Genomic DNA, 6,297 nt, shown 5'->3' on the forward strand with positions numbered 1-6,297 from the left:
GAGGACGACCCGCAGCTGCTTCTCCAGCGCGTCGGTGACGTGGGTGCCCGCGTCCCACAGGTTCCAGCTCGCGGCCTTCAGGCGCAGCGGCCCGGTGGCGGCCCGGACGGGGAGCTGGACGGTGACGGTGTCGGTGGCGCCCGTGCTGTCCTTCACCCCGACGGTGACCACCACGGGGGCGGACGGCACCTCGGCGGGGGCCGTGCCGGAGAGGGTGCCGTCCTGGCTGACGGAGATCCAGGACGGCCCGCCCACCAGGCGGAAGGCCGGGCTGCCCGGCTTGTTGCCGGCCGGGCGGGCCCAGAGGCCGCCGAGCGGGACGGTGACCGGCGTTCCGGGCTCGACGGGTGTCGCCGTGAGCGCGTCCACGGCGCTGTGCGGGCGCACCACGGCGGGCTTGGGGCGGAAGGAGAAGGGGGCGCTCTGCGCCAGGATGCCGTAGCCGTCCTTGGCGAGCAGGTAGGCGGTGTACGGGCCGCCGGTGAGCGCGGAGGTGTCGAGGGCGACGTCGCCGGCGCCGGCCGGGGTGTACTTCCAGAGCAGCGAGGAGCCGGTGCCGGGCTGCCGGGTGCCGTCGTAGACGCCCACCCAGTTCTTGGCGTCGGGGGCGTCCGTGGTCCAGTGGAAGGTGAGCCGGTCGCCTTCGGTGGGACTGCTGGTGGAGCTGAGTGTGAGGGTGCTGCCGGTGGCCACGGAGGTCCTGTCCGCCGCAGGGGGGAGTCCGGCTGCGGCTGGGTGACGGTGACTGGAACGAGTCGGGGGCGGCTCAGTTGGCTGTACAACTGGGCGCCCTCATTCATCCGGTGCCGGGCGGCCGGAGCATGAACGACGCGTGACAGGACATCGGGCGTACCGGGAACTCCGCGCGCTCGGGGCGGGGCCCGGGCCGGTGCTGCGGCCGGTCAGGTTGTCGCAGGTCCGAGCAGGTGGACCAGCGAGCGGTTGTGCTGGAGGAGCCAGGCCAGGTAGGCCGGGTTGACGCTGGCCAGGTCGATGTAGGCCGAGCGCAGGTCGGTGTACAGCGCGTCGAGGGCGGGTGCGCTCAGCGCCCTCGGGCGCCAGGCGAGCAGCAGGCGGACGCCCAGCGGGTCCCCGTGCACCGGGCGGACGACGGTGCCCGGCCCGGGGACGGAGGTGGGCTGGCAGGGGCGGACGGCCTCGCCGGAGGCGACGAGTTCGGCGGCGGTGGCGTTGTCGCGGACCTGGAGGACGCGCGGGTCGAGTCCGGCCTCGGTGAAGACGCGCCGCATCGCCGCGTACTCGTGGTCGGCGGTCGGGTCGACCATCCAGGTGTCGTGGGCGAGGTCGGCGAGCCGGACCACGGGCAGGGCGGCGGCCGGATGGCGGACCGACAGGGCGACGAACTGCGGTTCGCGGGCGATGAGTACGCGGTGCTCCGCACCGGCAGGCACCCGCAGCGGGAACCCCTCGCTCTCGTGCACGAAGGCGATGTCGAGCTGGTCGGCGGCGACCATCCGCAGCAGGGCGATGGCGGAGATGTCGATGTGCACGGTGGTGTCGGTGTCGGGCAGCCGCTCGTGGACCCGGCTCAGCCAGGCGGCGAGCGCGCGGCTGCCGACGCTGCCGATCCGCAGCCGGCGTTTCGCGGCGCCCGCCGCCTCCTGGCGGGCGGCGCGGACCAGGGTGGCCAGTTCGGCGATGATGGGCCGGGCCCGGGAGAGCACCGAGTGGCCGAGGGCGGTGGGGCGGCTGCCGGTCTGCTCGCGGGTGAACAGCGGCCCGCCGACGGTCCGTTCGATGCGGCGCAGTTGGGTGGTGAGGGACGGCTGGGTCATGCCGAGCTGCTGGGCGGCCTTCCGTACGCTGCCGGTGTCCGCGATCGCGCACAGCACGCGGAGGTGTCTCACGTCGAGCTCCACCTCCGGAGCATAGCCAGCCGGGGCACCGACTGCCAAGAACATGTCAAATCTGGTACGCGGCAGTGCCGGTGGGGGTATTGGCCCGTGCTATCGGCGGTTGGCATCATCCGCCCGGCCGACCTGCTGGACGAAGCTCGACCCACCAGTAGTCCATCCGGCGCCGTACGGCCGCCGGCCCCCACCGGCCGGTCGTTCGGCTCGCGAACGGAGTCCCCCCACATGAACCGCTCCACGCTCTCACTGTCCGTCGCACTCGGCCTCGCCCTGGCGAGCGGCCTGGCCGCCGTCCCCGCGTCCGCGGCGCCCGTCGCGGCCCCCGCCGGGTCCGTCCAGCAGTACACGGGCACGGCGGCGGAGGAGGCCGGCAACCGGGCCTTCTACGAGGCCGTGATGAAGTCCGCGCTGGCCAAGCAGGCGGCCTCGCCGTTCCTGCTGACCGTCACCGTCGTCTACGACGCGAGCAGCGCACCGACGTTCCGCAACCAGATAGCCAGCAGCGCCCAGATCTGGAACAGCTCCGAGCGCAACGTCCAGCTCCGCGCGGGCACCAACGCCGACTTCCGCTACTACGAGGGCAACGACTCGCGGGGCTCCTACGCCAGCACCGACGGCCACGGCAGCGGGTACATCTTCCTCGACTACGCGCAGAACCGGCAGTACAACTCCGTCCGCGTGACGGCCCACGAGACCGGCCACGTGCTCGGCCTGCCGGACCACTACTCGGGCCCGTGCAGCGAGCTGATGTCCGGCGGCGGCCCGGGCACCTCCTGCACCAACGCCTACCCGAACGCGACCGAGAAGGCCCGGGTCGACTCGCTCTGGCGCAACGGCCTGGCCCCGGCCGGCGCCGGCGCGGCGGTCACCACAGCGCGCTGACCTGCCGTCACGGCCCACCACGGCCCGGCCCCGTCCGATCGGGGCGCTGTTGGTCAATTCCGCCCCGCTGGATGATATCCAGTGGGGCGGAGCGCTGCGAAGTGGCTGATCTGGTTGTGGACTCTGCGTTGGCCGGTGAGGTGTGCAGCGATGCGGGCGAGGTCAGTGGCGATACCGCTGAGCTGATGCTGGACACACTGGCCTTGGTCGGGCCTCGGTAGCGGGACCTGCGCAGGCCGCAGGGCATAGTTCGCGCCGTTCGCGAGTGGGCGGGCTCATGCACTGGGTCCGCTCGAGGCAGGGGCGGCAGTCCCTCGCCGAGAACATCACTCTGATGACGGGGAGTCCTTGCTGGGAGGACCTGTTGTTCCAGGTTTGGCTGGTCCGTCCGCTGCGGCAGGTGACCTGCTTGGCGTCCCAGCCGATCGTGAATGCTTCCTGGTCGTAGCCGTCCTCGGCGCTGTTCTGGGCACTGGTTTTGGGCTGGACCGTGCCATGCGGTGCGACACCATGGTCTTTCTCGGCGGCGAGGATCTGTGACGCCGTGGGAGATCCCGCGTTGCGCCCGTGCTTGGCCGGGAGTCAGTCCCGGCGGGAGAGGTCGGCGTGGATGGCTCCGGCTATCGCGCTGTGGGGAGCGGTGGCCATGGTGGTGGTGACGTTCGTCATCAGGTTTGGGCTGTCGGGCTCGCAGGGTCGGTCAGGTGGGCCTTGTAGCTGTCCCAGAGGATGTCGCGTTTCCCGCTGGCCCTGGCCTCGATGTCATAGGGGGTGAACAGGCGTAACGCGCCTGGCGGGCGGTCTTTTGGGCCGCGCCGTTGAACCTCGCCGTCGACCAGATGGAAGTGCATCCCCGTCCGATCGGGCCCAGGCCACAGTCAGGTCGGACGCTGCCAGGATGCGGCTGTAGGTTCCGGCCGGACCTGTCGGTCTCCGGTTGAGTTGCCATCAACTTGTCTTTGATGAGAACTCAACCGGAGACTCATGCTGCATTGGCTAATTTCGAGGTCGTGATCCACAAACCCGTCAAGCACATTGCGAACAAGGTCTCACGCGAGGAACTCGCAATGAATGAAGGGAGATCTGCCCAGATTAGACGCTGCTTGGACGCACATGTCACCGAGTCGGCGGAGCGGGCGCTCGCAGCTCAGGAGACTTAATCCTTCTTCACGATCGTGCCACAGCCCGTGCACCTCAACTGGTTCGTGGTGTACGGCTGAAGCGTGTACTTGTCACATTTCGGACACTTGTGTCCCTTGGGCATGGCAGCTCCTTTCGGCGGGTGCGCTCGCCTCCGAAGCGAGCCGTCATCGGTTCATGCTGGTCGAGTTTTTTGATTGCGTCAATAAGGCTGCTCTGACCTGCAGTTCTAGAGCCAATGGTTGAATGGGGCGAAACCAGAGGGTTTTCAATATGGGTAGAATGCCCGATATTTACCAATAAGTTCATCGTTGGGACGATGCGGTCTTGTCGAGTCGATCGGAGCCTCAGATCGGGCCCTGCACATGACGATGGTTCAACTCAGGTTGCCGGCGGCTCGATCAGTTCTAGCCGACGGTCTTGGCTGTGGGGAGTCGTCGGTCTATGGTCGGTATCCGAAAGGCGGGAACGTTCGGGTTCGGTGCCGACAGGCTGACGGGCCTTGTTCGAGGAGACGGTGCTTGATCGCCTGGTCGTCTTCGGGGTGTTGGCCGGCTTGCCGATTCGCGAGTTCCGTTCGTGCGGGGGCCGGTGAACCTACAGCGCCCGGTGGACCAGGGGGCGTTCCGCGTTCCTGGTCCACCGGGCTCCGGGGGAGGCGTCAGGCGGTGCAGCCGGAGTCGGCGACCACGTAGTAGCCGGGGGCGGTCTGCTTCAGGGTGTGGGTCACGAAGGTGTTCCACAGGCCCATGTTCTGCCCGGAGCCGTTGGCGTAGGCGACGCCGGCGCTCTGGTGCGCCCGCCCGGCCGTGACCTGGGCGTAGTTCGAGGCGGTGAAGCACTGCGCCTGGTAGCCCGTGGTCGTCCCCGTGACGGCCGCGGACGCGGCGCCGGCCACTCCGGCGGAGTCCACGGCGGTCACCGTCCAGGTGTACGAGGTGGCGGTGGCGAGACCGGTGTCGGTGTACGAGGTCGCGGTGGTCGAGCCGACCTTGGTGGTGCCCCGGTAGACGGAGTAGGAGGCTGCGCCGCTGACGGCGCTCCAGGTCAGCGAAGCGGTGGTGTCGGTGGTGCCGGTGACGGCCGGTGCGGCCGGCGCCGGGAGGGTGCCGGTGCCGCCGCCGGGGGAGGAGGGCCCGTCCAGGCCCCAGAACTTGGCGGTCCAGTAGCTGGAGCAGATGTAGTTGAGGTAGTAGGCCCCGGTGCTGCCGCAGTTCTCGGTGCCGGAGCCGGGGCTGACGGCGGTGCCGTGGCCCATGCCGGAGACGGAGTACAGCTGGACGGCGGCCTTGCCGGCGCTGTCGTTGTAGACCGACAGCGTGGTGCCCCCGGCCAGGCTCTGGGTGCTGGACGCGCTCTGGCCGATGCCCCACACGTTGGTCCACTGGTCGCGCAGCTCGGTGGCGTTGACCGGGTAGACGACGTAGTCGGCGGTGCCCTGCCAGATCGCGACCCGCGGCCACGGACCGGTGTAGCCGGGGTTGGACGCCCGGACCTTGTCGCCCCACTGCGCCGGGGTCAGGTTCTGGTTGTTCTGCTGGCACCCGGACGCGGCGGTCAGCGTGGTGGCGCACTGGGCCGGCAGGCCGGAGTCGACCGCGCCGCCCGCGAACACGTCGGGGTAGTCCGCCAGCAGGTCGGCCGTCATGCCGCCGCCGGCGGACAGGCCGGTGACGAACACCCGGTGGGTGTCCGAGCCGTACTGCGCCTGCGCGGTGGTCACCATCTGGAGCACCGAGGCCGCCTCGCCCTTGCCCCGGGTGTCCTTCGTCGCGTCGAACCAGCTGAAGCAGGAGGAGCTGTTGTTGGACGAGTTGGTCTGCGGCAGGACGAGGGCAAAGCCCCACAGGTCGGCGTACTTCTGCCAGCCGGAGTGTGCGAAGTAGTCACCGGCGCTCTGCGTGCAGCCGTGCAGGGCGACGACCAGCGGCGCTCCGGCCGGCAGGTTCGCGGGCGTGTACGCGAACATGGCGAGGTTGCCCGGGTTGGACCCGAACCCGGTGACCTGCTGGAGGCCGCCCGCGGCGGCGGCCGGAGCGGCGGGCAGCGCGGTCGAGAGGCCTGCGGCGACCAGGCCGAGCACGGCGGTGAGGGTGACGCGCCTGAAGAGTCTTCGGACGGCGGAAACGGGGCGCACGGGAACTCCTGGTGGTGGGGCGGGAGCGGGGTGGGGGAGACGGCGTACCGGGTGCCGGGGTCCGCAGGCGGACGGCGGCGGTGGGGGCCGCCCACTCGGGTACTGCTGATGACGGACGGTACGGCCGCGCGGAGCACGCCAGACATGTACCGGGACGACACAGCCGCCGCCCACTCGTGGCCCGTCGCCCCATTGCCACCGGGGCCGCCGCGACCCCCGGACACGGGCACGCACGGAGGCCGGGCCACTGGTCACGACCAGTGG

3 protein-coding genes and 1 pseudogene are annotated in these 6,297 nt (G+C 70.4%); 1 reads left to right on the forward strand and 3 read right to left on the reverse strand.

Features of this window, described 5'->3' with window-relative positions; translation table 11 throughout:
* Both ACFUK0_RS39025 and ACFUK0_RS39030 read right to left on the reverse strand, forming a co-directional pair.
* Positions 1 to 693, reverse strand: a pseudogene (locus ACFUK0_RS39025) (hypothetical protein); the annotation flags it as partial.
* 209 nt (positions 694 to 902) lie between these two features.
* Complete coding sequence (locus ACFUK0_RS39030; RefSeq protein WP_380258633.1) at positions 903 to 1,868, reverse strand: LysR family transcriptional regulator; 966 nt, start codon at positions 1,866 to 1,868, stop codon at positions 903 to 905.
* A gap of 231 nt (positions 1,869 to 2,099) precedes the next feature.
* Between ACFUK0_RS39030 and snpA the strand changes: the two genes are divergently transcribed.
* Complete coding sequence (gene snpA, locus ACFUK0_RS39035; protein ID WP_380258635.1) at positions 2,100 to 2,756, forward strand: snapalysin; 657 nt, start codon at positions 2,100 to 2,102, stop codon at positions 2,754 to 2,756.
* A 1,801-nt stretch (positions 2,757 to 4,557) separates the two neighbouring features.
* On the opposite strand, the gene ACFUK0_RS39040 is transcribed toward snpA, so the two are convergent.
* The gene (locus tag ACFUK0_RS39040; RefSeq protein ID WP_380258637.1) at positions 4,558 to 6,033 is read right to left on the reverse strand and encodes a PHB depolymerase family esterase; all 1,476 of its coding nucleotides are present in this window, start codon (positions 6,031 to 6,033) and stop codon (positions 4,558 to 4,560) included.
* Between the last annotated feature and the right edge of the window lie 264 nt (positions 6,034 to 6,297).

Origin of the sequence: Kitasatospora sp. NPDC057223, assembly GCF_042669755.1 — a bacterium.
Taxonomy (GTDB): Bacteria; Actinomycetota; Actinomycetes; order Streptomycetales; family Streptomycetaceae; genus Kitasatospora.

Bases quoted from the DNA above. Each gene is read 5' to 3' on its own strand.
- snpA (WP_380258635.1), top strand. From the start codon at position 2,100: ATGAACCGCTCCACGCTCTCACTGTCCGTCGCACTCGGCCTCGCCCTG.